This is a genomic window from Nodosilinea sp. FACHB-131 (genome assembly GCF_014695395.1).
Lineage (GTDB): Bacteria > Cyanobacteriota > Cyanobacteriia > Phormidesmidales > Phormidesmidaceae > Nodosilinea.
This window is the reverse complement of record NZ_JACJOF010000007.1, coordinates 62,268-87,889: the sequence shown is the minus strand read 5'-3', so window position 1 is coordinate 87,889 and position 25,622 is coordinate 62,268. Positions and strand designations below refer to the sequence as shown.

General features: G+C 56.8%; 22 protein-coding genes. 12 read left to right on the top strand and 10 right to left on the bottom strand.

Translation table 11 applies throughout. The annotated features are described in order from the left end of the window. Positions 1-87: 87 nt before the first annotated feature. The 4 genes from purL to H6F75_RS03450 form a co-directional block, all read right to left on the bottom strand. Positions 88-2,472 carry a phosphoribosylformylglycinamidine synthase subunit PurL gene (gene purL / locus H6F75_RS03465; protein ID WP_190749265.1) on the bottom strand — a complete coding sequence of 795 codons (2,385 nt, stop codon included), beginning with the start codon at positions 2,470-2,472 and terminating at the stop codon, positions 88-90. A 282-nt stretch (positions 2,473-2,754) separates the two neighbouring features. Next, complete coding sequence (locus tag H6F75_RS03460; protein ID WP_190749263.1) at positions 2,755-3,264, bottom strand: N-acetyltransferase; 510 nt, start codon at positions 3,262-3,264, stop codon at positions 2,755-2,757. Between the two features lie 36 nt (positions 3,265-3,300). Then, positions 3,301-4,284, bottom strand: coding sequence for an adenylate/guanylate cyclase domain-containing protein (locus H6F75_RS03455; RefSeq protein ID WP_347710602.1), 984 nt, complete (start codon positions 4,282-4,284; stop codon positions 3,301-3,303). 135 nt (positions 4,285-4,419) lie between these two features. Beyond that, positions 4,420-5,136 (bottom strand): DUF3120 domain-containing protein, encoded by a 717-nt coding sequence (locus H6F75_RS03450; RefSeq protein ID WP_242019637.1) that lies wholly within the window; start codon positions 5,134-5,136, stop codon positions 4,420-4,422. A 523-nt stretch (positions 5,137-5,659) separates the two neighbouring features. Here H6F75_RS03450 and H6F75_RS03445 point away from each other — a divergent pair. The 6 genes from H6F75_RS03445 to H6F75_RS03420 all read left to right on the top strand — a co-directional run bounded on the left by H6F75_RS03445 (position 5,660) and on the right by H6F75_RS03420 (position 12,448). Beyond that, complete coding sequence (locus H6F75_RS03445; RefSeq protein ID WP_242019675.1) at positions 5,660-6,496, top strand: undecaprenyl-diphosphate phosphatase; 837 nt, start codon at positions 5,660-5,662, stop codon at positions 6,494-6,496. Between the two features lie 42 nt (positions 6,497-6,538). Next, entirely contained in the window at positions 6,539-7,996 is a 1,458-nt protein-coding gene (locus H6F75_RS03440) for a TIGR03279 family radical SAM protein (RefSeq protein WP_190749257.1), read from the top strand. Positions 7,997-8,198: 202 nt separating this feature from the next. Further along, entirely contained in the window at positions 8,199-9,896 is a 1,698-nt protein-coding gene (locus tag H6F75_RS03435; protein ID WP_190749255.1) for a TolC family protein, read from the top strand. A 32-nt stretch (positions 9,897-9,928) separates the two neighbouring features. Beyond that, positions 9,929-10,447: a M67 family metallopeptidase gene (locus tag H6F75_RS03430; RefSeq protein WP_190749252.1), complete on the top strand. Its 519-nt coding sequence runs from the start codon at positions 9,929-9,931 to the stop codon at positions 10,445-10,447. Between the two features lie 75 nt (positions 10,448-10,522). Then, the gene (moeB, locus tag H6F75_RS03425) at positions 10,523-11,695 is read left to right on the top strand and encodes a molybdopterin-synthase adenylyltransferase MoeB (protein ID WP_190749693.1); all 1,173 of its coding nucleotides are present in this window, start codon (positions 10,523-10,525) and stop codon (positions 11,693-11,695) included. Between the two features lie 114 nt (positions 11,696-11,809). After that, entirely contained in the window at positions 11,810-12,448 is a 639-nt protein-coding gene (locus H6F75_RS03420) for a hypothetical protein (RefSeq protein ID WP_190749250.1), read from the top strand. 2 nt (positions 12,449-12,450) lie between these two features. Here H6F75_RS03420 and H6F75_RS03415 read toward each other — a convergent pair whose 3' ends face one another. The 3 genes from H6F75_RS03415 to H6F75_RS03405 form a co-directional block, all read right to left on the bottom strand. Continuing rightward, positions 12,451-13,326 carry a M56 family metallopeptidase gene (locus tag H6F75_RS03415; RefSeq protein ID WP_190749248.1) on the bottom strand — a complete coding sequence of 292 codons (876 nt, stop codon included), beginning with the start codon at positions 13,324-13,326 and terminating at the stop codon, positions 12,451-12,453. Then, positions 13,326-13,769, bottom strand: a complete 444-nt coding sequence (locus tag H6F75_RS03410; protein ID WP_190749246.1) for a BlaI/MecI/CopY family transcriptional regulator — start codon at positions 13,767-13,769, stop codon at positions 13,326-13,328. Before H6F75_RS03410 ends, H6F75_RS03415 begins: the two co-directional genes overlap by 1 nt. Positions 13,770-13,983: 214 nt before the next feature. After that, positions 13,984-14,892: an alpha/beta fold hydrolase gene (locus H6F75_RS03405; RefSeq protein WP_190749244.1), complete on the bottom strand. Its 909-nt coding sequence runs from the start codon at positions 14,890-14,892 to the stop codon at positions 13,984-13,986. Between the two features lie 134 nt (positions 14,893-15,026). On the opposite strand from H6F75_RS03405, the gene H6F75_RS03400 reads away from it, so the two are divergent. Together H6F75_RS03400 and H6F75_RS03395 are read left to right on the top strand one after the other, a co-directional pair. Continuing rightward, complete coding sequence (locus tag H6F75_RS03400; protein WP_190749242.1) at positions 15,027-16,511, top strand: hypothetical protein; 1,485 nt, start codon at positions 15,027-15,029, stop codon at positions 16,509-16,511. A 201-nt stretch (positions 16,512-16,712) separates the two neighbouring features. Next, positions 16,713-17,306 carry a hypothetical protein gene (locus tag H6F75_RS03395; RefSeq protein ID WP_190749240.1) on the top strand — a complete coding sequence of 198 codons (594 nt, stop codon included), beginning with the start codon at positions 16,713-16,715 and terminating at the stop codon, positions 17,304-17,306. 241 nt (positions 17,307-17,547) lie between these two features. Here the strand turns inward: H6F75_RS03395 and H6F75_RS03390 are convergent, their stop codons facing one another. Next, positions 17,548-17,817: a hypothetical protein gene (locus tag H6F75_RS03390; RefSeq protein ID WP_190749238.1), complete on the bottom strand. Its 270-nt coding sequence runs from the start codon at positions 17,815-17,817 to the stop codon at positions 17,548-17,550. A 502-nt stretch (positions 17,818-18,319) separates the two neighbouring features. Here H6F75_RS03390 and H6F75_RS03385 point away from each other — a divergent pair. Next, a complete protein-coding gene (locus tag H6F75_RS03385) occupies positions 18,320-19,582 on the top strand; it encodes a DEAD/DEAH box helicase (RefSeq protein WP_190749236.1) in 1,263 nt (420 codons plus the stop codon). Positions 19,583-19,831: 249 nt separating this feature from the next. Here the strand turns inward: H6F75_RS03385 and ppk1 are convergent, their stop codons facing one another. Continuing rightward, positions 19,832-21,994 (bottom strand): polyphosphate kinase 1, encoded by a 2,163-nt coding sequence (gene ppk1 / locus H6F75_RS03380; protein ID WP_190749234.1) that lies wholly within the window; start codon positions 21,992-21,994, stop codon positions 19,832-19,834. A gap of 254 nt (positions 21,995-22,248) precedes the next feature. Between ppk1 and atpD the strand changes: the two genes are divergently transcribed. Then, entirely contained in the window at positions 22,249-23,703 is a 1,455-nt protein-coding gene (gene atpD, locus H6F75_RS03375) for a F0F1 ATP synthase subunit beta (protein WP_190514988.1), read from the top strand. 71 nt (positions 23,704-23,774) lie between these two features. Further along, entirely contained in the window at positions 23,775-24,182 is a 408-nt protein-coding gene (atpC, locus tag H6F75_RS03370; protein ID WP_190749232.1) for an ATP synthase F1 subunit epsilon, read from the top strand. Between the two features lie 158 nt (positions 24,183-24,340). Here atpC and H6F75_RS03365 read toward each other — a convergent pair whose 3' ends face one another. Next, complete coding sequence (locus H6F75_RS03365; protein ID WP_171973078.1) at positions 24,341-24,679, bottom strand: 30S ribosomal protein PSRP-3; 339 nt, start codon at positions 24,677-24,679, stop codon at positions 24,341-24,343. A gap of 47 nt (positions 24,680-24,726) precedes the next feature. Between H6F75_RS03365 and H6F75_RS03360 the strand changes: the two genes are divergently transcribed. Continuing rightward, positions 24,727-25,539, top strand: a complete 813-nt coding sequence (locus tag H6F75_RS03360; protein WP_190749230.1) for a TIGR01548 family HAD-type hydrolase — start codon at positions 24,727-24,729, stop codon at positions 25,537-25,539. Positions 25,540-25,622: the final 83 nt, after the last annotated feature.

Sequence of the window (25,622 nt, the reverse complement as noted above, 5' to 3'; positions counted from 1 at the left end):
GTATTCTCCGCAGGCGGCGCCCTAAACCCGATGTAGAAAGGATTATCGGGTTGTCATGTAGATGATAAGGAAAGTTCCAAGCCTGCCCTAGCTCTCCCCAGCTAAACGCTGCTCGATCGCGGTGTGCCAGGTGGAAGCTAGAGATTCAACCGCGTCAGCAATCAAGGTTTGACCATCCTGAGTGGCAAGGGTCAAGGTGTCGCCCTGTACAGTGCCCAGCCATTGCCACTCGCTCGCCAGGTGTTGATTCAGATAAGCCTCCCAGGCGGACTGATGCTCGCGGCTCACCGAGACGACAATTCTTGCGCCCCCTTCCCCAAACAGCAGCCGATCCCACCGCTGGTTAGGTTGACCGGCCTCCAGAGAAAGCTGCACCAGAGCCCCAAGCTGGCCGCTGATGCACGATTCTGCCAAAGCCACAGCCAGCCCGCCCTCGGCGCTATCATGGGCCGATCGCACCCAACCCTGACCAATACCGTGACGACAAACGGCCTGCACTCGCTTCTCAAGCGCCATATCGATCGCCGGGGGTTGTCCAGTCGCCTGACCGTGGATTGCTGCCAGGTACTCCGAGCCGCCCAAAGTGACTAGGGGCTTGCCATCGGCGATCGCGGTCCCGGTCTGCTCCACCGGCACACCTAGTAGGTAGATCAAGTCCCCCTCTTGCTGCCAGCCCTGACCGCAGGTGCGGCTCAAATCGTCAATCAGCCCGACCATGCCAACCACAGGGGTGGGGTAAATAGGCTGAGGGGTGCCCTGGCTATCCACCGTTTCGTTGTAGAGCGAGACATTGCCCCCGGTGACTGGGGTCTCAAACTCGCGACAGGCGTCGGCCAGCCCCCGGCAGGCGTTGGCCAATTGCCAGTAGCCAATGGGCTTTTCGGGGCTGCCAAAGTTGAGGTTGTCGGTCACCGCCAAGGGCAAAGCCCCGACACAGCTGAGGTTGCGGGCGGCTTCGGCTACGGCGGCTTTAGCGCCTTCGTAGGGGTTGAGGTAGACGTAGCGGGCGTTGCAGTCTACCGTAGCCGCCAGCCCTCGGGTGGTGCCGCCCGGTCGATACCCAGGAACTGCTTCCTGAGGGCGCAGGCGAATGACGGCGGCGTCGCCCTGACCGGGGCGCTGCACAGTGTTGTTTTGCACCTGGTGGTCATACTGGCGGTAGACCCAGTTTTTAGAGGCGATTGTCGGCTGGCCCAGCAGCTTGTGAAGTACCTCAGTCCAGGAGGTATTCTCTGAACCGGAGAGCGCGATGCCAGCCTGCTCTGAGTCTGGCAGGCTATCTTCACTCCAGGCCCAAGCTTTTTGGGCGTAGTCTGGCGGTTCGGCCAACAGCTCACGGTGGTAGATCGGCGTATTTTCCGACAAAGCCAGGGCAGGAATTTCGGCAGCAACATCACCCTGGAACAGAATCCGCACAATTGGATCTGCAATCACTGTTCCGGCCACCACGGCGTGCAGCCCCCAGCGCTCGAAGATCTCGATCACCTCAGCTTCGCGGCCCTTGGCCACCACAAACAGCATCCGCTCTTGGGATTCCGACAGCAGATACTCATAGGGCACCATGCCGGTTTCCCGCACAGGGATGAGGTCAAGATCTAGCTCGATGCCGACGCCCCCCTTGGCTGCCATCTCGGCAGTGGAGCAGGTGAGGCCCGCCGCCCCCATGTCTTGAGCAGCGACGATCGCCCCTGTCTTAAATGCCTCTAAACAGGCCTCCACCAAGGACTTTTCGAGAAAAGGGTCGCCCACCTGCACGGCGGGGCGGTCTTGCTCAGACTCGTCAGTCAATTCTGCGCTGGCGAAACTGGCCCCGCCCATGCCATCGCGCCCGGTGGTCGAGCCCACGTACACCACTGGGTTACCCAGGCCCGCCGCCCCAGATTTGACGATGTCGTCGGTTTCCATGATGCCGATCGCCATGGCATTCACCAGCGGGTTGCCGTTGTAGGCAGCGTCAAAATACACCTCACCGCCCACGGTGGGTACCCCAAAGCAGTTGCCGTAGTGGGCAATGCCCGACACCACCCCCTGGCACAGGCGGCGGGTGCGGCTGTCGGCCAGCTCCCCAAACCGCAAAGAGTTGAGCACGGCGATTGGCCTCGCGCCCATGGTAAAAATATCGCGTAGAATACCGCCGACCCCGGTGGCAGCTCCCTGAAACGGCTCTACGGCAGAAGGATGGTTGTGGGACTCAATTTTGAAGGCCACCCGTAGCCCATCGCCGGCATCGATGACGCCTGCGTTTTCCCCTGGCCCCACCAGCACCCGTGGTCCTTCGGTGGGGAACTGCTTGAGCAGGGGGCGCGAGTTTTTATAGCAACAGTGCTCTGACCACATCACCCCAAACATGCCCAGCTCAGCGCGGTTGGGGTGGCGGCCCAAGCGCTGCACAATGTCGTCGTACTCCTCGGGCTTGATACCTTCAGAGGCAATTTCTGCGGGGCTAAAAGGGGCGGTAGAAAAGGCTGTCATGCTGGCAGGGGGGAAGTTGCCTACCGATCTTAGCCCTAAGTTGTCTTTTGGAGCGGGGAAAGGGAGTAGATGGCTGGATGGGTGTGAGAGTAGCGCGTTAGGGGAGTTGACGCGATCGCATCAGTAGCAATTCACGAATTGCAGCATCTTCTGATAGCCCAGCGTTGGTAGGCGGCTTTAGCAGCGGACCGCTTGAGACTTTGCAGCAGGTGAGCCTTCACCGCATTCAGTGGGGTTCTTTCAGCCTGCCCTTTGCAGAATCGGCGTGGTGGGCAAATTTGGTCACTCGCAGTCGGCAAACTCTGGGCGATACCGCACCAGCCCCCAGCAGTTCTGCAAAGCCCCCGGCTTCAACTCCAGCACCCGAAACGCACCCTCGGGCACTGTGTACTCACACCGTAGCGCCCGCTCTTCAGCAGGAATAAAGCCAAATTGGGCATAAAACTGCGAATCGCCCAGCACAACCATCGCCCCGCTGCCCTGCTGACGGCACTGCTCTATCCCCTGACGAATTAGCTGTGTCCAAATGCTCTGGTGCTGGTGGTCTGGCAGCACAGCCACTGGCCCCAGGCCTAAAGCCATTGAATTCCCTGTATCAGCGTCCTCAAGGGTGACTGGGCTGAAAAAGACGTGGCCCACGATCGCATCCACCACCACCGCCACTAGCGACAGCATGTGGGGTAACCCCCGTAGGCGATCGACCAGCTTGGCCTCATGCTCGCGACCAAAGGCGATCGCATTAACCTGGTAAATCGACTCAATATCCGCTAGCTGCTCAGCTCGAATGATCATGTCGCGGCGCGTGAGGCGTGGCCGGTGAGTAGGGGGTCAAGAGTACTCGGCTAAAAACTTGTTCAAATCGACAAAAGTGCCAGCATGGGTAGTGATGGGCTCCTCGTAGCCTTTCATCTCTACGGTGAAGTGCTTGAAGCAGGGGTCATCTACCTCGGACTTTTGCAGGTATTTGTAGGTGGTTTCGCCAATGGCGATATCTAGGCCCAGGGGCTTGGTCGCAGACTCTAGGCGAAAGGCTGCGTTGACGGTGTCGCCCAAGGCGGTGTAGTCGGGGCGATCGCCACTGCCAGTGTTGCCGACCATGGCATAGCCCGTGTTAATGCCGGCCCCAATGCGCAGGGGAAACGGCAGCGGAAACTGCTCGTGGAGCTGACTAGTCATTTCGGCCAGGGTGCTGACGGCCTGCAAAATCTTGATCATGCTGGCCTGGTCAGCCCCCTCGGGACCGTGAATCCACACCGTCATCACGGCATCACCGATATATTTATCAACCCAACTGCCGTATTGACCAATGATTTCTCCAGCGCGGCGAAACCAGGTGCCAATGGCCTCGGAGAGAATTTTTTCGTCAATCTGCCGGGTCAGTACGGTGAAGTCGCGAATGTCGACCACCATGACCGAAATGAGCTGGCGCACGTGGAGCATGGCCGTAGCGGTAGCATTCTGGCCGTGGGCTTCACCCAGGGGCGCTTCTATCGCCACAGCAGCATCCTGAGGGGAGAAAAACCGCAGTTCGGTTTGGCCAAAGGTAAGCAGATCGCCGTCGTGGAGAATGACCGGCACGCTGACCCGGCTACCGTTGACAAAGGTGCCGTTACGACTGCCCAGGTCAATTAGATAAAACCGGCCGCTGTCGGCACCCTGAAGCATGGCGTGGTTGCGCGATATCCACCGGTCGGGCAGCACAAAGTTATTGTCGTCGCCACGCCCTACTGTCCAGTAACTGCCACCTGCCAAGGAAAGCTGGCGATCGCCGGAGCCTGTTTTAAGCGCAAGGTAGGGACCAGATGAAGTCACAACGGTAAAGTTAGGCACACAAAAAAGACGATCGAGCGCAACTGCGCCAAAACCTAAGCTGCGATCGCAGCAAACAACCTCAAACTATCCCTGAGCTCACCCTATTATGCCAGAGATGCAAACCCAGTACTCGCTCTAGGCTAGCGCCGCCGTCAAAAAGAACAATCCATCAACTACAAGCGTGCTAAACACGGCTCCCCCAAAGGCCCACCAGGCAAGCTGACGCGAGGTGCTAAGGGCAATCGCCGTCGCCACCAGCAAAAACAGTACCAAAATCACGGCTCGGCAAGCTGCCACATCCGTTTGCAGGGCAGCGCTAGCCGCTCGCAGCACTAGGGGAGCCGCATCAGGGCTCGTCAGCATCAGCTGCCGCCAGGTAGGGAACAAATGCATCCAGTTGATATAGAGGTCTGTAACTGCCGTGCCCAACAGAGACCCCAAGAAGAAATAACTGCCTACCCGGCCCCAGCCTTGACACAGACAAACCAGGGCGATCGGCAAACCCAGGGCCTCAATGGGTAGATGAACAACCGGATCCCATCGAAACCAGCCCCAGTACAGGGAGCCCGTTAGCCAAATCCAGCCAAAGCCGACGATCAAATCACCCCAAAGACTCCAACGAGGGCGCTGCATGAGCCACGCTCCCAGCACCAGCCACAGTGGGGTAATTGCCAGGCTCACCCAAGGGAAGTAGCGCACCAAGGGGGCCTGCACAAACACCGGCAAAATTACCAGGCCCAGCGCTGCCCCAAAGACCTTAATTTGAAGACCTGACCGTGCTACCCAGCCCTGAACTAGGGCCAGCCACGGTAAAGTCTCTTTGTTTGAAGCAGAACTGTAGGAAAGGCTCAATGTAGACTCAACGTAATTCTGAGTGTTTAATTAATCATTGTTAACATAACATGCCCCTGGGGGGGATAGGGGAGCTAGGGCAAAGATCAGACCAGTATTAAGATTGTCTTCAGATTAAGGCTGCCCCCAAATTCATACTTAACCCAAGCAGGGGTTAAATCTGAACGAAGAATAAATACCTTAATACCGGATACTCTGTCCGCTCCATAGAATAGTCAACGTAAAGATACTTGATGGAGACCACCCGAAATTAGGCAGCTGCCCATGGAATTAGTGTACTTATTTTAAGATTTTAGGGAAGTATCCTAGGGAGGGGGCAGAGCAATGCAGAGCTCATCCCTGTGGTCAATGACCTCGCCATGGTAGAGACCGCCTAGGCTTCCCTGTCACCTTTAGCAGGTGCCTTAGGCTTGCAAAGCTATATCCATTACTATGGTTACCCCTTATGAATAGTGTGTTCCTTGGTCTAGTGGCTACGGTAGCCCAGGCGGGCAGCGGCGCGACCACACCTACCACGGAGACGATGAACCTGTTCCAAGCCATTGTGATTGGCATTGTGCAGGGGCTAACGGAATTTTTACCCATCAGCAGCACGGCCCACGTCAAGATGGTGCCCGTGGTGTTGGGCTGGGGAGACCCAGGGGTGGCGTTTACTGCAGTCATTCAGCTGGGCAGCATTGCCGCCATTCTTTACTACTTTTGGGATGACCTCCGCCAGGTGACGATGGGCATGGTCAAGGCCACTGTGACCCAACAGTTTGATTCTCCAGAATTTCGCCTGGGGTTGGGTATTTTGCTGGGCACAATTCCCATCGTGGTGGGTGGGCTCCTAATCAAAGCCTTCATCCCAGATTTTGACAATTCGCCTTTGCGCAGTGCCTCCACCATCGCCATAGTTTCTATTGTGATGGCCCTAGCCCTGGCCGCCGCCGAGATTGTTGGCCACCACAAACGCACTTTTGAGGCACTCACCTTAAAAGATGGCGTGATCATGGGCTTTGCCCAGGCTCTAGCGCTGATTCCCGGCGTGTCGCGATCGGGGTCTACCCTAACCGCCGGTCTGTTTATGGGGTTAGAGCGATCGACAGCGGCGCGGTTCTCCTTTTTGCTTGGGGTACCCGCCATTACCCTGTCGGGGCTAGTAGAGCTAGAAGGTTTTTTAGAAACTGGGTTTGGTGCCGCTGGACCGGCACCGCTGATCGGCGGCATCGTGGCGGCGGTGGTGTCGTCTTATCTGGCAATTTTTTGGCTGATTCGCTTTCTAAAGCAGCACAGCACCTGGGTGTTTGTGTGGTACCGTCTGGCCTTCGGAGCCGCCATTCTGCTGGCGCTGGCCACCGGAAAAATGCAAAACATCTAATATAGGAGGGCACATTTTGCTTCTCCAAGGCTTTCTTTAGCTATGGCTGCCCCGGCTATTCGCCCCGCTCGCATTACCCGCGTGCTGCCCGACTCCATTGCAGACGAGATTGGTTTTGAGCCCGGCGATGCCCTGGTGGCCATCAATGGTCAGAAACCTCGCGACTTGATCGACTATCGCTTTCTCTGCGCTGACGAAGACCTGACCTTAGAAGTGCTAGACACCCGGGGCAAGACCCACCACATCGATATCGAAAAAGAGATCGATGACGATCTGGGCCTGGAGTTTGACACGGCCCTCTTTGACGGATTGATGCAGTGCAACAACGCCTGCCCCTTTTGCTTTATCGATCAGCAGCCCCCCGGCAAGCGCGGCACACTCTACCTCAAAGATGACGACTATCGTCTCAGCTTTCTCTACGGCAGCTACCTGACCCTCACCAACCTACTGCCCCAGGAGTGGGAGCGCATTGCCCAAATGAGGCTATCGCCCCTGTATGTGTCGGTGCATGCCACAGAGGCGGAGGTGCGATCGCGCCTGCTCAAAAATCCTCGGGCTGGCCAAATTCTCGATCAGCTGGCCTGGTTTCGCGACCAGCGATTGCAGATTCACGCTCAGGTGGTGGTCTGTCCCGGCATCAACGATGGCGATCACTTAGCTACCACCCTGCGGGATTTGGCCCGGTTTCACGAGGGCGAAGTGCCTGCGGTAGCGTCAGTGGCTGTGGTTCCCGTGGGTCTCACCCGGTTTCGCCCCTCCGACGATGAGCTAACGCCGGTGACTCAGGCCCAGGCCCAGCAGGCGATCGCCCAGGTGCAAGCCTTCCAGCAGGACTGCCAGCGGCGGTTTGGCACCAATTTTGTCTGGCTGGCCGACGAGTGGTTTTTGATTGCTCAGCAAGAGGTGCCCGACGAAAGCCACTACGAAGACTATCCTCAACTGGGCAACGGGGTGGGGTCGATTCGTCAGTTTCTCAAAGAGTTTCAGCAGTCGGCTGACGACTACTTGCCAGAGGCCGTCAGCTCACCGCGCACGTTGACCTGGGTAGTGGGCAATGCGGTAGAGCATGCCTTCCAGCCCATCGTCGATCGCCTCAACAAAGTCCAAGGCTTGACGGTTCGTCTGGCCGCCTTAGCCAGCGACTACTGGGGGCGAGAGATGACGGTAACAGGGCTGCTGACCGGCCACGATCTGCTGCTGGGGCTGCACGATTTACCTACCATTCAACCACCGATGCGGGACGAGCCTGCACGCCGGCATGGCTCTCTAGGCGACGCCCTCCTGCTGCCGACGGTTATGCTTAAGCCCAGCGATTCGGGCCAAGCCCAAGACACTCTGTTTTTGGACGACCTCAGCGTAGCTGAGATCAGCCAGCGCCTTGGCTGCCCAGTCATTCCTATAGACGACACCGATGCTTTAGTGCAGGCCTGCTGCGGCGATCTGCCCGACCACAGCTTCGCTGATTTACAGCCCGCCGCTGGCTATTGGACACCGTCGTAATTGTACTAAACCGTTTAGTTTGCTAAGCTGGTGACTGAAAATTCTGTGGGTGATCCTTCCTCCTATCGAGATAGTTTGGTCTCTATGGGAGGATAGATTGGGTTTTGGCGGGTCTAACTTTGGTTAGTGCCGATATGCTAAAAAACTGTGGCAGATATTTTCGTTTTTCCCGTTGGTGACTCAATTTAGGTAGTGATAGCCCATGGTGTCTATGCTTTACTCTTATTGCCGTTGCCTTATACCGCTAAGCCTAGGCATTACGCTATCCAGCTGGTCCGCTGCGGGGTTAGCCAACCCTGAGCCTCGTCCCTTACTCGACGATAGTTCGGGAATCAGCATTACCCAGGCCGAGACCGAAGCCCTAGAGGCAACCCCAACCGTTATTGAGGATGTGCCTGCCCCCGCAGCAGGCGCACCACGGTTGGAGCCCGGCGAAGAGGCTGTGCCTTTGGAGGCTGACGGGGCCACTACTCCCTCCTCCACGGCGCAGACTGGCCCCCTGATACCCCAATCCGATCGTCCCACCGATCAGGGTTTTGAGACCCCACCCGACTACCTGACTCCTAACCCTAATCCCCTGCTGGTGCCCACCCAGCCCGAGGAGGTAGAAATTTTGGGTACCCAGCCGCTGTCCTTAGAAACGGCCATCGAGCTGGCCTACCGCAACAGCGAAGAACTCCGCGTTGCGCAGCTGCGGCTGGAGCGCGACCAGGCAGGTTTGAGGGTTCAGCAAGCGACGCGGCTGCCCACAGTAGATTTGGGTGCCGATCTGCAAACCAGCAACCAGTCCTCATCGGGCTCGGGGGGAACGTTCGACTCCACCAGCACCACTGCTGGCAGCACCCTCAGAACTGACTATGATTTGGGCCTGTCGGGTGAGCGATCGGCCCGCATTCGCGCGGCAGAACGCCAGGTGCGAGTCTCTGAGCTGCAGGTGGAGCAAACCCGTGAAGATTTGCGGCTCAACACCACCACCGACTATTACGCTGTGCAGGAAGCGATCGAGCAAATTCGCATCAACCAGGCCTTTTTAGAGGCTGCCGAGCGCAACCTGCGCGATACTCAGCTGCGCGAAGAAGTCGGCGTTGGCACCCGGTTCGACGTATTGCAGGCTGAGGTGCAGGTGGCTAACGCGCGCCAAACCCTCACCCAGGCCACCAGCCAGCGACAAATTTCCCAGCGACAGCTGGCCCGACGGCTCAACATTCAGCCCTCGATCGATCTGACGACCCTGGCCGTCAACATTGCCGGGGCCTGGCCGCTCTCGCTGGAGGAAAGCATTGTGCTGGCCTTCCAGAATCGGTCAGAGCTAGAGCAATTTTTGGTCGAGCGAGAGTTCAACGATGCTCAGCGTCAGGCCAGCCTGGCAGCGGTTCGCCCTAATCTGGGCGTGTTTGCCCAGTATGGAGTCCAGAGCCTGTTGAGCTCATCGTCAGGGGCATCATCCAGCATTGACGATGGGTTTTCGCTAGGGGCACAGTTCAACTGGCGATTGTTTGACGGTGGGGCTGCCCGAGCCAGAGCCGACCAGAGCGAAATCGACATTGAAACCGATGAGTCGGAGTTTGAGAGCGCCCGCAACGACATTCGGGTGCAGGTGGAAGAGGCTTACTACACCTTAGTGTCTAACCAGTCGAATATTGACACGGCCTCGGTGGCCGTCAACCAGGCTGAGGAAGCGCTGGAGCTGGCCAACCTGCGGTTTAATGCCGGGGTAGGTACGCAGCTCGAGGTGATCAATGCCATTCGAGATCTGACTGAAGCCCAGGGCAACTTGGTGACTGCAGTGCTCGAATACAACCGCGCCTTGGCTCGCCTAGAGCGGGCTGTCAGCAACCTGGACACCCCAGCCGACGATACGTTGGGAACAGTTGAGACTCCGGAAGCAGTTGAAGAATAGGAAGGGGCAACGTTAGCGACTATCTTTTTGCTATGGCTGATCTTTACCTTGATACCGACTGCTACCAAGCCATAGTCGAGGCGGCTGTTGCTGGCTACCCCAAGGAATGCTGTGGGCTGCTAGTGGGCCGGCGTGGTTCTGGGGAAGCTCAACCCGGCGAGGCCGCCCGCACTGTGGTTGAGGTTGTCGCTTTGGATAACGCCTGGGAGCCGTCGCTACTGGACTATACCGATCCCTCAGGCGACGAGGCCCATAGTCTGAGCGATCGCTACTGGATCGACCCCGCCGATATGTTGGCAGTACAGCGATCGGCGCAGGAGCGAGAGCTAGAGGTTATTGGCGTATTTCACTCGCACCCCGACCATGTAGCGGTGCCGTCGGAGTGCGATCGCACCCTCGCCTGGCCCGTCTATTCCTACATCATTGTGTCGGTAATGGCAGGACAAGTTGCCGACTTCAAAAGCTGGCAGCTCAATGACCAAAGCCAGTTCGAGCCCGAGGCTGTGAAAATGATTGGATCATCTGCCAACAAAGCCTCATTCTTGTCCTAAGCTTAGATGATGTAAAAAACGGTCGTGCCCCAGACCGTTTTTTGTTTTTACCGCCACAGTTTCTCTGCCGAGGCCATGCTCAACCCAAACCTGGACGACATTCAGCTCACTAAAGAGGAGTACGAGCGCTACTCCCGCCACATCATTCTGCCGGAGGTGGGTCTCGATGGGCAGAAGAAGCTCAAGGCCGCCAGCGTGCTCTGCGTGGGCACCGGAGGCTTGGGTTCACCCCTGCTGCTGTATTTAGCCGCCGCTGGCATTGGCCGGATCGGCATTGTCGACTTTGACACCGTCGATCAGTCGAACCTTCACCGCCAGGTGATCCACAGCGAGTCGTGGGTGGGCAAACCAAAAATTGAGTCAGCCAAAAGCCGCATTCTTGAAATCAATCCCCACTGCCAGGTTGACCTCTACGAAACCCGTCTCAGCGCCGAGAATGCCCTGGGCATTTTTGAGCCCTACGATGTGGTGGTTGACGGCACCGATAACTTCCCGACCCGCTACTTAGTTAACGACGCCTGCGTGCTGCTGGGCAAGCCCAACGTCTACGGCTCCATCTTTCGCTTTGAGGGCCAAGCCACAGTCTTTAACTACCAGGATGGTCCCAACTATCGGGACCTCTATCCCGAACCGCCACCGCCGGGGCTGGTGCCCTCCTGTGCCGAGGGTGGCGTGCTGGGCGTGCTGCCCGGCATCATTGGCGTTATTCAGGCCAACGAAACCATCAAGGTAATCTTGGGCACGGGCAATACCCTCAGCGGTCGCCTGCTGCTCTACAATGCCCTCGAGATGACCTTTAGAGAGCTGAAGCTGCGGCCCAATCCCGTACGCCCCGTGATCGAAAAGTTAATTGACTACGACGAGTTCTGCGGTATTCCCCAGGCGCGTATGGAGGCAGAGAAAGAGTTGGCTGAAATCTCGGAAATGACCGTCACTGAGCTGAAGCAGGTGCTCGACAGCGGGGCCGACGACGTGGTGCTGCTCGACGTGCGCAACCCCAACGAGTACGAAATTGCCCGCATTCCTGGCTCGGTGCTGGTGCCGCTGCCCGACATCGAGAATGGCGACGGGGTTGATCAGGTCAAGAACTTGGTCAACGGCCATCGCCTGATTGTGCACTGCAAAATGGGTGGGCGATCGGCTAAAGCCCTAGGTATTCTCAAGCAGCACGGCATTGAGGGCACCAATGTGAAAGGCGGTATCACCGCCTGGAGTAAAGAGGTAGACGCCTCAGTTCCCGAATACTAAGCTCTCAGCGATAGCCAAGTGCCCCGGGGGAATTTTCCTCCGGGGCATTTCTGTTGATTCGTTCTATTCCAGAGTTGTTATCATCGGGCACGGGTTCCTTGGGAGGCAGGATAGATGATGCGGTTTAAACGTAGTCTTGGGGGTGCGATCGCTCCGAAAATCGGGTCTTCGGCGATCGCCCTAAAGAGCGGATCTCTAGCTCTCGCTGCCCTCGTCCTCACCGCCTATCCCGGCTGGGCATTGCCAGGGCAAACGGTGAACCTAACCGAGTCGTGGATTCGCAACAACCCTACCCTCAAGCCTGCCCCCAGCGATCGCTTAGCGATCAATCGCCTGGTTGCCCCTGGGCAGCGGTTCACCTTCCAGGCGTCTGTGTTTCCGATCAGTGGCGTATCGCCCAATCAAGACCCTCGCCAGATTCGCTCTGAGCGCTTTAGTCTGTCCGACCACGCCAACCCTATTACCGTCGATCGGCTCGATGAGTCGTTGCGGGCTATCTACGGGCAGGAGATTTTCAACGACTATCGCCAAGCAACGGTGCTGCTACGCTACCCGGCTCGAGGCAGCAGGACCAATTCTACAGACAATCCCAACCTAGTACTGCGGGGTGAAGTGCGGCAGGGAGAGCGCTTTGCCTACTGGCAGGAAATTGCCTACGATCGCGCCGGCACTGCCTATCTAGGCCGCATGGCCGTTTTTGTTAAAGAAGACCTGCCCACTTTACAAACTCAGCTGGCTCCCTACGAGGAATGAGCTTACGTGTGCAGCCAAGTGACTGCCAAGGGCAGCATCGCAACCATCAGCCAGGTCAGTCTGACCTGACGTTGTTCAGAAATTTTTACCTCGGTGTCTGGTGCAACTAGAGCGTTGACCCGCTGCTCCAGGCGTGTGAGCGACAAAGCCTGATTGAAGCCCACTCCGGTCTCAAGCCAGTGCTCTGAAAACTGTGAATGGGTTGTCAGGGCCATCTGTCGAGCAAGTTTCACTAGCAGCTCTGCCAGCACAAGGGGGTCACTGGTGTTGGCAGCCTGGCGATCAGCGCGCAGCTCTCGCAGCAACAGCAGTTCTTCCCACAGCGCTTCGGTGTTGGGTAGCCAGCTGGTGAAGCGCCGCACAACACCCAGCCAGAAAAACCAGAACGGATCACGGTGGTCAGCATGGGCCTGTTCGTGGGCCAGCATGGCCTGCTGTTCGCTCGCTGTCAGCTGCTCTAACCAGCCCCGGCTGACCAGCAACGACGATCGCCACAGCCCCACCTGAGCCGCCAACGGTAGGTCGATGGGCAAACAGCGAGCCTGTGCTCCCTGGGGAAGCGAGACCACGGCGTATTGGCGCAGCCCCCAGGCAGTGCGCACCGCCTGGCCCAGCGCATAAGCTAGAACGCCAGCGGCAAAGAACAAGATCCCGAGGCTAACCCAGCACCCCACCGGACTGACCGCTTGTCCGATCATGGTGCCATGATGGCCCATGGAAAGCACCGCCACGGCAGCCAGCACAATCATCAGCGGCGGCAGACAAAAGGCACTGAGGGCGGACTCCCAGCGGACCGGCCAAGCCCCATCACACGGTCGCCACCGCCACCGCCAGACCGTGGCCACCACAATCGTGAGCACTAGTAGACTGCTGTGCATTACGCATCCTCCCCCTGGATTTGGGTATGGCGCAGGGCGCGTAGGCGGGCGGCGATCGCGTCTATCTTGTCCAGCTCAGCAACATCTAGGCTATCGGCAAAGGCGGCTACTAGATCGGGACTACCCACCGCCAAAAAGCTTTGAAGCTGCTGATGGGCAGTCAGCAGCTCAGCCTCTTGCTGCGAGACTATGGGCTGCCAACGGAAAGCACGACGGGGTTTTTCTGGCTGCACGGCCTCGCGCCGCAGCCAGCCTTTCTTAGCTAAGCGTTGAAGCACCGTCGTCACCGAAGCCTGGGTCAAGTCGCGATCGGGGTCAGCCAGAATGTGGTCGTGGATGTCTTTGACGGTGGCTCCATTTTTAGCCCAGATAATAGCCAGAATCTCGGCCTCTAAGGGTCCTAGAGATAGCCGACGGGGGCGATGGCGGGGAAGGGGAGACATGGGGTGAATGGCTGGGGAGGATAAGCCCCAGTTTAGGGGAAGCGGGAGACACTGCCCAAAGCGCGGGTTTGGATTCCGTAATAGTTGACCGGCTGTCTTTTGACTGCACCTAGTCCCAAGGCCAGCCCCAGTGGCGCCACTACATCCTGACCCTGCTCAACGAGTGGCAAATTTCCGTCCTGCCCTGGGGATAAACGCAAGCACAAACATGGCTTCACGCTCCCTCAATCACCGTCTTTAACACCCATTCTCGCAGCAGGCTATTCACCTGGTCAGGAACCTCGTCGTGGGGGCAGTGACCCGCCTGTAGGTAGTGTTCCGTCAACGTGGGGTAGTGTTCACGAAACTGCATCCCCTTCTGGCGGCAATCCATCCAGGGGTCGCCTTCGCCCCAGAGCATGAGCAGGGGGCAGGTGAGCTTTTGCAGCAGCACGTCCACGTTTTCGCCCTGGCGAGACTTAAAAACCGAGGCAAACACCCTAGGGGCACCGGGGTCGAGGGCGGGACGGCGAATATCCTCGACCAGCTGGTCGGTAATCACCGATTTGTCGAGGTAGACCTGTTGCAGGGTGCGGCGGATGATAGCGGGTTGGCGCACATACTGAAACAGCAGCCAGCTCGGCAGCGGCTGTAGCATCAGCGATTGAATCAGTTTTGCGATCGGGTTGGGCGCTGGGGGAGGGGTTTGAGCGGGGGAAGAAAAGGGCCCAGCGCTGTTCAATAGCACCAGTCCAGCGGCTGACTCGGGATGGTTTGCTGCCACACATAGGGAGGCATATCCGCCAAGGGAATTGCCCGCTAGCACCACCGGACGGCCGATCACCTCGGTAATGAAATCGTGGAGCTGCGCCTGCCACAGGTCGCCGCTGTACTGCCAGTCGGGCTTCGCCGATCGCCCAAACCCTAGCAGATCGATCGCCCACACCTGAAAGTCGGCCTGTAGCCCTTGAATATTCTTGCGCCAGTGGTCGGTAGACGCACCAAAACCATGCACCAGTAACAGGGGAGGGCGGTCGCTGTGAGCTTCTCCGGCCACCACGTAGTGAATGGCTTGGTCACGCCAAGTCCAGTAGGTGCTAGGAGGATTATTGAGGGGCTGAGGGGCAAAGGTGGCGGCGGTCATGGCGGCTTAGGGAATCAGCTTGTAAACATATATTAATTATGATGGTAGCGAATCTGAGCCGCTCAAACCTTGAGTGGTGACAAACGGGCGAATACCAGGCATTGTTGCAGAGGAATGCGTTTAAGCCTGGTGCTATGGCTGCCCTATCTCGCCCCCGCCGATCGGCTAACCGCCGCGAGTTTTCTAAATACGATGCCCGTCGTCTGAGGAGACGCTGGTTTGAGCGGATTATGGCGATGATTGCACTGCTCAACCTGGCATTGGTGATCGGCGATCTGAGCTACATTCCCCTGCGCGATCTATACCTGCGATTGCTACCAGGTTTGACGACCTGGTATGGCGAAACCTTTAAAGGCATTGAGCCTCACCGCTTTACCGCCAACTACCTCGACACCGTTGACAGGCTGGAAGAACAGGTGGCCCAAACTGGGCTGACCTCAACTCAGGCACAGTCAATTCTGAGCGATTTGCAACAGCAGAGCGCTGCCATGATCTCTGAGAATCCGTTTCAGACTGCCAATCGCTCCGGCAATCTGGAGCAGATTAAGAACGAAATGCGCGATCGCATTGGGTTAGAGTCCGCTACCGAATCCATGACCGAGTTTTGGAGCGTTGACCACCTCAGCGAAGCTGGTTTTTCTGCCGAGATGGCTTTTTTCAGAAGCGACGTGCAGCCTTGGGTCGAAACCAATTTTTTCCGGCGCATTGCCGTCCACGGTGGTTTTGTAAACCTGTTTTGGCGCATCGACATTTGGTTCAATCTGCTGTTTGGCCTAGAGCTGTTGGCTCGCAGCATCTACCTCGATCGCCGCTACAAAAACTTCACCTGGCGCGATGCTGTCCTGTGGCGCTGGTTCGACATGCTGCTGATTATTCCGTTCAGCGCCCTGCAATTGCCCTGGCTGGCCCTAGCGCGCCTGATTCCAGTCACCATTCGCATTAACCAGTCCAATCTCATCAATTTAGAGCCCATTCAAAGCCGCATCAGCCGCTTTATCATCAGCCAGGTCGCCGTCGAAATCACCGAAATGGTAGTGCTGCGCATTATTGATCAGATGCAGTCGCTGGTGCGCGATGGCAGCATCTCTAAAGCCCTTTTAGAACCTAGTTCCCGACGCTACATCGAGGTCGGCGGCGTCAATGAGCTAGAGGTAATTTCGCAACGACTGGCCGCCCTAACGGTCTACAACGTGCTGCCCCAGGTCAAGCCCGAGGTCGACGCCCTGCTCAAGCACACCGTTACCCAAGCCTTCGATCGCACCCCCGGCTACCAAGGGTTTCGCCAATTGCCAGGCATTGGCAATCTGCCCGACCAGATGGCCGAGCAGGTGGTTTCGCAGCTCTCGGCCAACCTCTACGACGCTGTGAAAGGATCGTTAGAAGACAAGTCGGGTAGCAATATCACCCAGGCACTCGTGCAGAAGCTGGGCGAAACCTTCAAAGCTCAGCTTAAAGAAAACGAGAATGTTGAGGAGATCGAAGCTCTAGTAGTAGATTTTCTCGAAGAATTTAAGCTCAACTACGTCAAGCGATTGGCTACAGCGGATGTCGATCGCCTGATCGAAGAGCGCTACCAGCTCTACAACGTTTCCCAGGGCAACCTCAAGGGCGATCGCTAACCCAGCCGCTACAACCCCCTTGTTTGCCTGAAGCCTGTCTTTCTCAAGGTAGATGCTCCGAGCAGCTATCTATTCCCCCTAGCTCATCACTTGGGTAGAGGGTGATGCGCTGCGGCCATTGTTACATTTGGCACAGTTAAAAGGGACATCTACAGATAAGAACACCTATCTAAATCGTCTACTAAAGAGGCCAATACTATTATGTCTACTCGCAATACCAATCCTCGTAACCGAGATTTTGACACCTCGATTAATGCTCGACCAGTAACCCAAGATGAAATCGCCTACCGTGACGGCTACGTGAGTGGCAAGTCGACCGAGCAGCTAGAGCAGGAGCGCCGCCGGGCCGAAGAAGCCAGAATTTACGAAGAAAATGCCAGGCTACGGGCCGACAACGGCATCTCTACAGGTCTCATTCTCGGTATAGTACTAGCCGCTGTTGCCGCTGTAGTCGGTGCGGTTGCCTACGTCTACAGCGACGCCAACGACGGCAGCATCATCCCCGTCCCTGCGGCTCCAGCCCCGGAGACTCAGACCCCAGAACCCACCAACGAGACCACCATCATCGAGCGCACCATTGAGCGCACCCAGGAAGCTGTGCCCGTTCCTACCGCCCCTGCTCCTAGCGCTCCCGCTCCTACCGTTGAGCCCCCCGAAATTAACGTCGAGCTAAACAACCCTGTCGCACCGGCTCCTAACGCTGCTCCAGAGGTTCCTAGCGCTGCTCCCGAAGGCCAAGCCCAGCCTGAGGCTGAGTCCAATCAACCGGTAACTCAAGATAGTCAGCCTCAATAGTTACACCAGACTGGGCCTCTTGACCGGCTAAGCCCAATGCGTTTGAAGGGAAGTCACTTTTAGTTGCGACTTGCATAAGCTACGGAGAACTGTCTATGACGGTTCTCCGTTTTGCTGTGGCAGCAATTTCAGGCCTGACAACCGCTGTGGCGGGGTGAAGTTTGTTTAGACCGTTGCCCTTGAGCTTCTAAAAATAGAAACTATGGGGCAAGCGGCAGTCAACTCCGACCTGCTCTAAGCGTTATGAGTCGGCAAACACGTAGCGAGTCAGTACCCGCATCGACTCCTGCTGGCGATCGGTGGGGATGGCTTTGCTCCACTCAATTGAGTCAGAGAACCCCACGTGGCTCATTTCCAAAATTACTCGGTTTACGGCGGTGGGGCGGCCAACGACGAGAATGCGAACCTTGTCGCGATGGTCGGAGGCTGACCCTTTGGGGCGATCGCCTCCCGAAGAAGACGTAGCTTCATGCTCCGACGAGGCGCTGGCATACAAAAAAGTTTTAGGCATAGTGGCTTACGGGATAGGGAGTTCAACATACATCTGCGGTGACGACTCAGGCAGTGATCAAAACGTTGAATACTCAGTTAGAAAATGGCTAGCGCCACGTTCCCAAGGCATGGAGGTACACCTATCCCTAGCGTATTCACAGTACTGGCTAACAGTGCTCTCCATCAGTGAATTTACGGAGACTTCAAAGTTGGCGAAAGCAACTTTCTGGTCGGATTAGGCCAAAAATTCTTTCTAAAGATGAAATCTGCTCTAAAGCTGGTGGTGCCACTGTCCCTGACACCTCATCAGAGCTTTGCAAAAGCTGGCGGTGTAGGGCGTTTGCCTGCCTAGCGTCAATCTTTCGACTTATCTGCTAGGATGTAGCTTCGTCCAGCCATCCGGTCTGCGCTGGCCAACAGAATTTGCTTAGCAGCCGTTCTTTTGATTAAATTCACTGCTCTTATGACTGGGCCCAGGTAGTTGATTTGGGATAGGGGCACCATTCGGAGCAAAGAACTAAATGACATTTGAGCAACTCGGTCTTGCGGCCGGTCTACTGCGCGCGGTTGCCGATCAGGGTTACACAGAACCCACGCCGATTCAGTTAAAGGCGATCCCCGCGATTTTAGACGGGCAAGACATTCTAGCCAGCGCCCAGACGGGTACGGGCAAAACCGCAGGCTTCACTCTGCCTATGTTGCAGCGGTTAGCAGAAAACAAGAGCACAGGGCGACGCCTACCCCGGGCGTTAATTCTCACTCCTACCCGTGAGCTGGCCGCCCAGGTGGGCGACAGCGTCACGACCTACGGTAAGCACCTGCCCTTTAGAGCAGCCATGATCTACGGTGGTGTTAGCTTTGGCGGTCAAATTCGCCAGCTGCGCCAGGGAGTTGATATTTTGATCGCCACCCCAGGCCGTCTGCTTGACCACGTCAGCCAGGGCACCATTGACCTCAGTGCAGTGGAGATTTTGGTGCTGGATGAATGCGATCGCATGCTCGATATGGGCTTCATCCACGATATTCGCAAAATCATGGGTCGTCTGCCCGAAGAGCGCCAGACTCTGATGTTCTCGGCCACCTTCTCCAAGCCCATTCAACAGCTGGCTCACACCCTGCTGAAGTCGCCGGTGCAGATTGAAGTTGCCCCCCGCAACACCACTGCCGAGCGAGTAGAGCAGGTCGTGCATCCCGTCGATCGCCACCGCAAGCGGGAACTGCTTTCCCACATCATTGGTTTCCACAACTGGCAGCAGGTGTTGGTGTTTACCCGCACCAAGCACGGCGCCAATCGCCTGGCTGAGCAGCTGGCTAAAGACGGCCTGAAAACCGCCGCTATTCACGGCAACAAGACCCAGGCGGCACGCGCCCGTGCCCTGAAAGATTTCAAACAGGGTCGGGTGCGCGTACTGGTAGCGACCGACGTGGCCTCCCGTGGTATCGATATCGATCAGCTGCCCTATGTGGTCAACTTTGAGATGCCCAACGTGCCCGAAGACTACGTGCACCGCATCGGCCGCACCGGTCGAGCTGGCAACGAGGGCCGCGCCGTGTCGCTAATCAGCGATGATGAGCTACCCCTCCTGATCAGCATTGAGCGCATGCTCAAGCAGACCATCACCCAAGACATAGTGCCTGGTTACGAGCCGTCCTTTTCCTCTGATACGACGAGGGTTAGAGCGGCGGCGGCTCCGGCTAGCCCTCGTCGCCAGCGGCCCCGTCGCCGCAGTGGCGGCAGCAGCCCTAGCGCCCCCCGCCGAGCTGGCGCTGGTGCCAGAGGCTAATTGGCCTTGCCTGGGGATGAGTCAAACTTTTCCCTGGCCAGCTAAACTGCGCTGACAAAAATCCCCTCTGCCTTTTCATTGAGAAAGTAGAGGGGATTTTTGATGGAGAAGCAGCTTGGAGGACGGAGGGGCGATCGCATCTTTTCCCTAAATCAGGTTCGAATCCAATCGCTCCAACTCAAGCAGTAGCCTCAAGACAAACTGCCAATCGCATCTACGGTCCGATTTCCCTAGGATGCGGCCCAACTCCTACAGGGTGCTGTCGCGCTTTAGGGCATAGGCCATGAGCATGGCGTGGGTGCCGCGCTCCTCCTCATCATCGAGGGGGCGGCGCTGAGTATACGTACCGTCAGCCGCCATCTCCCAAGCCTGGCGGTTGTCAGCCTGCAAAATATCGAGAATGTTTTGCAGCTCCTTGATTAACTTCGGGTCTTCAATCGGCACAACCGCCTCCACTCGGCGATCGAGGTTGCGAGTCATCCAGTCGGCGCTGCCGATGTAGTATTCGGGCCGTCCACTGTTGTGGAAGCAGAAAATGCGGGAGTGCTCTAAGAATCGACCGATGACGCTAATCACGCGGATGTTCTCGCTAACACCGGGCATACCGGGCCGCAGACAGCAGATGCCGCGCACAATCAAGTCAACTTCGACCCCCGCCTGGGACGCTTCATAGAGCAACCGAATAATGCGACCATCGACTAGGGAATTCATCTTGGCAACAATTTTGCCCTGGCCACTGCTCTGGGCATGGTCGATCTCGCGACGAATCAGGGCTTCCATGCGATCGCGCAGCGTCAGCGGTGCCACCAGCAGCTTGCGGTAAGCCTTCTGGCGCGAGTAGCCAGTGAGAAAGTTAAACAGATCGCTGAGGTCAGCACCCAGCTCCTCCTGACCGCTAAACAAACTGAGGTCAGTGTAGAGCCTCGACGTTTTGGAGTTGTAGTTGCCGGTGCCGATATGCACATAGCGGCGAATGTTGTCGCCCTCTTCGCGCACTACCAGGGTGGTTTTAGTGTGGGTTTTAAGCCCCACAATGCCGTAGACCACGTGCACTCCGGCATCTTCAAGCTTTTTAGCCCACTCAATATTGTTGGCCTCATCAAAGCGGGCCTTGAGTTCGACCAAGGCCACCACCTGCTTGCGATTTTCTGCCGCTGTGATCAGCGCTTTGATAATGGGTGAGTCACCGGATGTGCGGTAGAGCGTTATTTTGATGGTCAGCACCTTGGGGTCGACGGCCGCCTGGGTAATAAACTCCTGCACCGAGGCTCGAAACGACTCGTAGGGGTGGTGCACCAAAATATCGCCATCTCGCAGGGCGGCGAAGAAATTGGGCGGATGCTCAGAATAGTTGCGGTTGCCCTCGTCGTCGAGCATCATCACTGGCTTGAGCCGTGGGGGAACTAGACGCGTCCAGGGTTTATCTTTAAGCTCCGGCAGGGGCAGCGATAGAAAAAAGAATAGATCTCTCAGATTCAATAGGCCATCAATCTCATAGATGCGATCGCTGCCTACCCCCAGCTCACGCATTAACCCTTCCTTTAAATCAGCGGGCATAGCGCTCTCGACCTCAACGCGGCAGATAAACCCCTCCAGTCGCCGCTTGCTGATTTCTTTTGCAATAGCCAGCAGTAGGTCATCGGCTTCATCCTCCAGCACCGGAAAGTCAGCGTCACGGGTAATTCTAAACAAGTGATGGCTGACAATTGTCATGCCCGGAAACAGATAGCCCAGATTTTCGGCAATCACCTGCTCCAGGGGCACTCCAATCCAGACGCAGGGTTTGCCTTTGTAGGTGCACAGCGGCTCGGGCATGCCCACAAAGCGAGGCAGGTTGCTGGGCACTTTAACGCGAGCAAAGCGCTCAACCCCAGTCTCGGGGTCGGCCACCTTGACCGCCAGGTTTAAGCTCAGGTTCGACATTCGCGGAAACGGGTGGGACGGATCAACGCTGAGCGGCGTCAGCACCGGAAAGATCCGCTTCTCAAAGTAGTCCTTTAGAAAGAAGAGCTGCTCTTTGGTAAGGTCGCGATAGTTTTGCAGGTAAACCCCGTGCTTGGTCAGAGCTGGGCGCAGCTCGTGCTCAAAGGTTTGCTGCTGTAGCGCGATCTTTTCAATTAAGTGCGATCGCATGATCTCCAGCTGCTTAATCGGCGTCAGCTTGTCAGGCGTCGCCGGATGCACGCCCGCCTCAGCCTGATCCATCACGCCCGAGATGCGCACCATAAAAAACTCGTCCAGATTGTCGCTGTAGATCGCCAAAAGCTTCAGCCGCTCTAGCAGCGGAGTGCGAGGGTCAAGGGCCTCGTGAAGCACCCGCTCATTAAACCCCAGCCAGCTGATCTCGCGGTTGATGTAGTACTGCGGGGCACTCAAATCAGCGCTCTGGTCGGCCACCTTCGCTTTAGCCATGGCTTTCCTTAACCCCCCAATTGTGTTGTCCGGGCATTTTAGCGATGCAACCTAATGGTTTGGTTAAGGCGCAGCGCTATACCAACTATCGAAACCTAGGAATGCCTCCACCCTAGCAAACCGAGGTTCAGATAAAGTCGGCGCGATCGTCGTAGGCGGTAACGCTCTAGTGATACTCTGAATGATGGCGCTTTAAAATGTAACAGTAAATTAAAAGCGACCGAAACAGCTGATCATACGGAATAGGCGCAAGCATGGTCACCACAGCAGAACAAACCAACGTTGGCTACATTACTCAAGTTATTGGCCCAGTTGTAGACATTAAGTTTACGGCTGGTGAAATGCCAAAGATCTACAACGCTCTCAAAATTCAGGGCACAAACCCCGCTGGCAACGAAGTTGCCGTCACCTGCGAAGTGCAGCAGCTCCTGGGCGATTCCCAGGTGCGGGCCGTTTCGATGAGCACCACCGACGGTCTAGTGCGGGGCATGAAAGTTGTCGATACTGGCCTTCCCATTAGCGTGCCCGTAGGCGCTGCTACCCTGGGCCGAATTTTCAACGTGCTGGGTGAGCCCGTAGATGAAAAAGGGCCTGTCAATGTTGACACCACTTCCCCTATTCACCGCTCTGCTCCTAAGTTCACCGAGCTAGAGACTCAGCCCACGGTGTTTGAGACCGGCATTAAGGTAATTGACCTGCTGGCTCCCTACCGTCGCGGCGGCAAAGTGGGACTGTTTGGCGGTGCGGGCGTTGGCAAAACCGTATTGATTCAAGAACTGATCAACAACATCGCTAAAGAGCACGGTGGTGTATCTGTGTTTGGCGGTGTCGGCGAGCGCACTCGCGAAGGCAACGACCTCTACAACGAATTCATCGAGTCCGGCGTTATTAACGCCGATGACTTAGGCAAGTCTAAGGTAGCCCTGGTCTACGGCCAGATGAACGAACCCCCCGGGGCGCGCATGCGGGTAGCGCTGTCGGCCCTGACAATGGCTGAGTACTTCCGCGACGTCAACAAGCAGGACGTGCTGCTGTTCATCGACAACATCTTCCGGTTTGTACAGGCTGGTTCCGAAGTATCTGCACTGCTGGGCCGCATGCCCTCCGCTGTGGGCTATCAGCCCACCCTAGGCACTGACATGGGTGACCTGCAGGAGCGGATTACCTCAACCCTAGAGGGTTCCATCACCTCTATCCAGGCCGTGTACGTGCCGGCGGATGACCTCACTGACCCTGCGCCAGCGACCACCTTTGCCCACCTTGACGCCACCACCGTACTGTCTCGGGCCTTGGCCTCTAAGGGCATCTACCCGGCTGTGGATCCCCTAGACTCTGCTTCCACCATGCTGCAGCCCAGCGTTGTGGGCGAAGAGCACTACAGAACGGCTCGTGCAGTGCAGTCGACCCTGCAGCGCTACAAAGAGCTACAGGACATCATCGCCATTCTCGGTCTGGATGAACTCTCCGAAGATGACCGTCTGGTGGTAGCCCGCGCCCGCAAGATCGAGCGCTTCCTCTCCCAGCCCTTCTTCGTGGCTGAGGTGTTTACCGGTGCCCCTGGTAAGTACGTTTCTCTAGAAGACAACATCAAAGCCTTCAACCAGATTCTTTCTGGGGAGCTAGATGATATTCCTGAGCAGTGCTTTTACCTCAAGGGCGGTATTGAAGAAGTGCTCGAAGCGGCCGAAAAGATCAAGGCTGAGAAATAGCTTCTGCTGTTGGGGGCTTGGGATAGTTCTGGCCCCCAGCATCCTGTCATAATCCCTATTGCATTCTTGCTATGGCATTAACCGTTCGTGTAATTGCCCCAGACAAAACCGTCTGGGACTCTGAGGCAGAAGAGGTCATTCTGCCCAGTACCACTGGTCAGTTGGGCATATTAGCTGGCCACGCGCCCCTCCTCACCGCCCTCGACATCGGGGTGATGCGGGTGAGAGATGATAAAGAGTGGGTGCCCATCGCGCTCATGGGTGGCTTTGCAGAAGTTGACAGCAACGAAGTCATTATTCTGGTTAACGGGGCCGAGCGAGGCGATGCCATTGACCTCGCCCAAGCTCAAACTGCTTACCAGGAAGCCGAGGCTCGACTGAACGAAGTTGACTCAGAAGATAAGTCGGCTACGATTCAGGCCCGTCAGAGTCTCAAGCGCGCTAGAGCAAAACTTCAAGCGGCCGGCGGACTCAAGTAGCCCTTCGACAATAGCCACTCACTCAAAAGCCCACCGATTATTTAACCGGTGGGCTTTTGAATGGGTTTATAGCTCCAGTGGAGTTTTAGCAGCGAGGGATGTTCTGAACCGAACTTCTTAGCCAATGTCTGATTCTTAGCTAGCCGCTGATCTAACCATCACGAACTACCGGTAAAGGTAATTTCGGGAAAGCGATCCTGAGCCTCGGTGAGGGGTTTGCCCTTACCCTCTTCCTGCCAATAGTTAATGATCTCAGTAGCCTGGTTGAGAATTTCAACCCGCTCCTCTTCTTCGATCCAGGGCTTGCTCTCAAGCTCTGTTTTCATTTGTTCCCAGGCATCGTTACGGGGCCAGAAGAAATAAGAGGTGAGCGGGCTAGTGCCCTTACCAACCACCTGATCAACCGCCAGCGCAACGTCGCCTTCTAGCCAGAGTACTTTTAGGACAAATCTGGACAAGTAAACCTCCGCTGCAATTCCAAAAATACTACAGTCTATAATTCTATCACCTTGCTTCCCTGCTCTCTACCCCAAGTCTGCATTCTATGACCTCTTTGGCTGTCCCTCGAGCGATCGCGGTGTTTGATATTGACGGCGTACTAAGGGATGTGGGCAACTCCTATCGCCGCGCCCTGGCCGATACCGTAGAGGAGTTTACCGGTGGTCAATACCGGCCCACGTCAGAGGAGATTGACGAATTAAAGAGCGAGGGCCAGTGGAATAACGACTGGGAAAGCTCCCAGGAGCTGGTGTATCGCTATTTTGAGGGTCAGGGAAAGGGTCGAGATGCGATCGCTCTCAACTACGACCAGATTGTCGAGTTCTTTCAGCAGCGCTACCGGGGACCTAACATTGCAGATCCTAACCAATGGACAGGCTACATCACCCAGGAGCCGCTGCTGGTGGATGCAGCTTACTTTGATCAGCTGACGCGCGATCGCATTCCCTGGGGTTTTTTTAGCGGTGCCACTCAGGAATCGGCTCGCTATGTGCTGGAGCGGCGGCTGGGGCTAAACAATCCGGTGCTCGTAGCCATGGAAGATGCCCCCGGTAAACCTGACCCCGCCGGGCTGCTAGCCGTGGTGGAGCGCCTGACCGAGCAGCATGGGCTCCCCGCTGATCTGCCGGTGATCTACGCCGGCGATACCGTCGCCGACATGCAGACCGTTGTGCAGGCCCAGGTCAACTATGCCTACCGGCAATGGCTAGGGGTGGGAATTCTACCGCCCCACGTGGTGGCAGGGGCAGACGACTACCGCAATGCCTACAGCGATGCCCTGAAGAAGGCTGGGGCTAATGAGGTGGTAAGCGGCATAACAGAGCTAACGGCTGGTGTTATTTATGCACTAGAGCGCTAAAAAATCGGGAGGTGAGATGTCTCACCTCCCGACTACCATCAGGGTGCATATCCAGAAATCACTCGACGGTTCTACCCACCGAG

Coding starts and splice junctions, on each gene's coding strand:
- H6F75_RS03405 (WP_190749244.1), bottom strand. CDS start 14,892: ATGACCGCCGCCACCTTTGCCCCTCAGCCCCTCAATAATCCTCCTAGC.
- H6F75_RS03395 (WP_190749240.1), top strand. CDS start 16,713: ATGTCTACTCGCAATACCAATCCTCGTAACCGAGATTTTGACACCTCG.
- H6F75_RS03430 (WP_190749252.1), top strand. CDS start 9,929: ATGGCTGATCTTTACCTTGATACCGACTGCTACCAAGCCATAGTCGAG.
- H6F75_RS03460 (WP_190749263.1), bottom strand. CDS start 3,264: ATGATCATTCGAGCTGAGCAGCTAGCGGATATTGAGTCGATTTACCAG.
- H6F75_RS03360 (WP_190749230.1), top strand. CDS start 24,727: ATGACCTCTTTGGCTGTCCCTCGAGCGATCGCGGTGTTTGATATTGAC.
- purL (WP_190749265.1), bottom strand. CDS start 2,472: ATGACAGCCTTTTCTACCGCCCCTTTTAGCCCCGCAGAAATTGCCTCT.
- H6F75_RS03415 (WP_190749248.1), bottom strand. CDS start 13,326: ATGCACAGCAGTCTACTAGTGCTCACGATTGTGGTGGCCACGGTCTGG.
- H6F75_RS03445 (WP_242019675.1), top strand. CDS start 5,660: ATGAACCTGTTCCAAGCCATTGTGATTGGCATTGTGCAGGGGCTAACG.
- atpD (WP_190514988.1), top strand. CDS start 22,249: ATGGTCACCACAGCAGAACAAACCAACGTTGGCTACATTACTCAAGTT.
- H6F75_RS03385 (WP_190749236.1), top strand. CDS start 18,320: ATGACATTTGAGCAACTCGGTCTTGCGGCCGGTCTACTGCGCGCGGTT.
- ppk1 (WP_190749234.1), bottom strand. CDS start 21,994: ATGGCTAAAGCGAAGGTGGCCGACCAGAGCGCTGATTTGAGTGCCCCG.
- H6F75_RS03390 (WP_190749238.1), bottom strand. CDS start 17,817: ATGCCTAAAACTTTTTTGTATGCCAGCGCCTCGTCGGAGCATGAAGCT.
- H6F75_RS03420 (WP_190749250.1), top strand. CDS start 11,810: ATGATGCGGTTTAAACGTAGTCTTGGGGGTGCGATCGCTCCGAAAATC.
- H6F75_RS03440 (WP_190749257.1), top strand. CDS start 6,539: ATGGCTGCCCCGGCTATTCGCCCCGCTCGCATTACCCGCGTGCTGCCC.
- H6F75_RS03400 (WP_190749242.1), top strand. CDS start 15,027: ATGGCTGCCCTATCTCGCCCCCGCCGATCGGCTAACCGCCGCGAGTTT.
- H6F75_RS03410 (WP_190749246.1), bottom strand. CDS start 13,769: ATGTCTCCCCTTCCCCGCCATCGCCCCCGTCGGCTATCTCTAGGACCC.
- H6F75_RS03435 (WP_190749255.1), top strand. CDS start 8,199: ATGGTGTCTATGCTTTACTCTTATTGCCGTTGCCTTATACCGCTAAGC.
- atpC (WP_190749232.1), top strand. CDS start 23,775: ATGGCATTAACCGTTCGTGTAATTGCCCCAGACAAAACCGTCTGGGAC.
- moeB (WP_190749693.1), top strand. CDS start 10,523: ATGCTCAACCCAAACCTGGACGACATTCAGCTCACTAAAGAGGAGTAC.